Source organism: Streptomyces sp. NPDC047081 (assembly GCF_040643775.1).
In the GTDB taxonomy this organism is placed as follows: Bacteria; Actinomycetota; Actinomycetes; order Streptomycetales; family Streptomycetaceae; genus Streptomyces.
The window spans coordinates 1-2,500 of sequence record NZ_JBEYUY010000070.1 but is presented as its reverse complement, the minus strand read 5'-3'; the positions used below and the strand labels follow the sequence as shown (position 1 = coordinate 2,500).

Annotated in this window: 2 protein-coding genes (1 of these 2 cut by a window edge); both read right to left on the bottom strand. The window is 71.4% G+C overall.

Annotated features, from left to right (window positions below; genetic code table 11):
* On the bottom strand, nucleotides 1-769 hold the 5' portion of the coding sequence (locus ABZ848_RS49445) for a hypothetical protein (protein ID WP_360843702.1). It extends 1,049 nt beyond the left edge of the window; only the first 769 of its 1,818 coding nucleotides appear in the window; its start codon is at nucleotides 767-769; the stop codon falls past the left edge of the window.
* Nucleotides 770-842: 73 nt separating this feature from the next.
* On the bottom strand, nucleotides 843-1,922 hold the full coding sequence (locus ABZ848_RS49440) for an AAA family ATPase (protein WP_360843705.1): 1,080 nt from the start codon (nucleotides 1,920-1,922) through the stop codon (nucleotides 843-845).
* Nucleotides 1,923-2,500: the final 578 nt, after the last annotated feature.

The window sequence follows — 2,500 nt, the reverse complement described above, 5'->3', positions numbered from 1 at the left end:
AGGCTGCGGCATGCCCCAGCATCGCCTGCTCGTTCGCGTCGGCCGTGGTGTGGGCGGCCATCCAGATCTGGCCGAGGGTCGCCAGCAGGTCCTGGCCGAGGATGGCGGTGACGGTCTGTTCCAGGGGTTCGGTCTCGTCCGGGTCGAGAATTCCGGCGTCCCGGCGGGCGAGGATCAGCCCGGCCGCCAGCGCCGCCTGCCACCGGTCGGTGGGCGTGGCACTGGTGAAGTCCGCCATAACCAGGGTGTGTACGGCGGCCCGGAGGAAACGGCGGTCGCCCGGACGGCGGGCCAGGTGGGCGTGCTCGGCCCGGGATTCCTCCAGGAGCTGGGCTGCCGCGTCCAGGGCCGTGCCACGTAGCGGTGGCGGCGTGGTCCAGGCGCTGTGGCGGGCGTGCGCGGCCTCGTGCGTGAACGCGCCCCAGGCGACCGGGTAGTTCTCCTCGTCGCCCACCCGGGTGGGGTCGATGGTGGCCGGGTGCAGCGGGGCGAAGAGCCCTGCGTCGATCTCCAGTTGGGCCGTGCCGGGGTAGAAGGCGGCCGGGGCGCCCGAGCGGGTGCCGTGCTCGCAGGTGACGATCACGTCCTCGCGTTCGGCGAGTTCGGGCAATCGCTCCCCCAGAGCGGCGGCGATGCGCAGCCAGTGAGGGGCGTGCGGGCCGGGGCGAGGTTCTGCGACGGGGCCGCCGTCGTCCTCCCAACGGGCCAGATCGAGTTCGGTCTCGGTAACGGCGGGCGGGGCGCTCAGCACGTGAGCGGGTGCGGGCATGGCAGATCGGTCCTCTCCAAGAGGTCGGTGGGGCCCGGGCCGGGGCGGTGCCCGGCCCGGGGCGGGGCGGGTGTCAGAGTTGGCGGCCCAGGGCCAGGGCGGTGACCGGGCGGCCGATCGCCTTGGTGACGATCTCGGCGACCGTGTCCCGGTCTTCCAGGGGCGCGATGCCGACCAGGTTGGCGAAGGCGGCCTCGGTGCCGAGTACGTCGGAGATCTTCTGGAAGGCGATCAGTTCGCGCAGCTGCGGCGCCCAGCCGACGTCTCCGGCCTGCTGGCTGGTGGCGAGGTGGCGGGCGATCCGTACCGCCGTCCGGTTGATCTTCAGGGAGGCGGCGAGGTCGTAGTCGGAGCCGACCTGGATCTGCATGCTGAATCGGGAGGCGAGGGCCTCGGTGAGGACCGCCCCGTGGACACCGGGGTTGTGTCCGGCGATCACGTAGAAGCCATCGGCGGCCGTGATCGTTTCGCCCTTGTGCGCCTTGACCTGGATCTGCCTGCGGCCGTCCATCGCCGGGTACAGGGCGGCCAGCACCTTCGGGGAGATCAGCGTGGCGTCGTCCAGGAGGAGGGCGCGGCCTTCCTGCATGGCGGTCACCAGGGGCCCGTAGATGAACACGTAGCCGCCGTTCGCGTCCTGGGTGTACTCGCCGATCAGGTCGCCGACCGTGGTGTCCCCGTCCCCGGCCACCGTGATCAGGTCCGGGAAGGCCGCCTCGATCAGGGAGGTCTTCCCCGTCCCCGGGGGCCCGTACAACAGCACCGCCACCTGCGCCTCCCGCAACCTGCGCAGCGCTTCCACATCCGGCAACTGGGCCAGCGCCCGGGGGTGGTACGTCTGCCCGTTCGGGCGGACGATCGGCAGCGGCCGTCCGTTCGGTGGCGGGGCCGCAGGCGCCTGCGGGGAGGTCTGGCGCGGCACCTGGGGCGTGCCGCCCTGCGGTGGCGGAGGCGGTGCGGTGTGCTGGGCCGCGTTGGCCGTCGCCGAAGTCGCCCGGTACGTACGGGGGTTGGAACCGGATCGCTCCGCCTCGCCCCGGCACACCAGCGTGTCGCATGCGTTGCCGACCGCCCCGCCGGAATGTCCCAGCCTTCGCGCCAGTTCCGTGACGGTGAAGACCCTCCCCGGACTCGCCGCCAGCACCTGCGCGATCCGCGCGCGCAGCTCGCCCGGGCGCGCCTTGGTACCCGGGCCGGGTGCGGAGCCCGCTGGCGCCGTGGAGGTACTCGGCGCAGCGGAGGCGGACTGCTGCCCGGCCGGGCCTGAAGGCGGGGACGCGGGCGCAGGTGTGGCGGTGTTCGTCATCGAGAAAGTCCTTTCACCGGGTTACCGGGGTTACCGTGCCGGAATTCGAAAACGGCCTGCCTTTGGGCACACTTCACCCGTCATCCGTTTTCGGGCGGAGCCCATCGGCGGGTTTTCTATTCCCGGCCTTTCCGGGAACTATTCAAATATAGCTCGACCGACACCCCGCCTGAAGCAGAATTCCGGCTTGATAATGCTGGAATTCTCGTGAATTCACGACCGTTTTTCAGGGCTTTTCACGCAAGCGCGACGCAAGGCGTCGTGGCCGGTGACCTGCACGACCGATTCCCAGGTGCCCTGCAAACGCCGGCATTCCTGAAAATCGAGCACACGCACGAATGCGCGGCCCCCGGCGCGGCCCCCGGCGCGGCCCCCGGCGCGGCAGCGGAATCGACAGATGCATGGCGAGCCCCGGCAGCATGCCC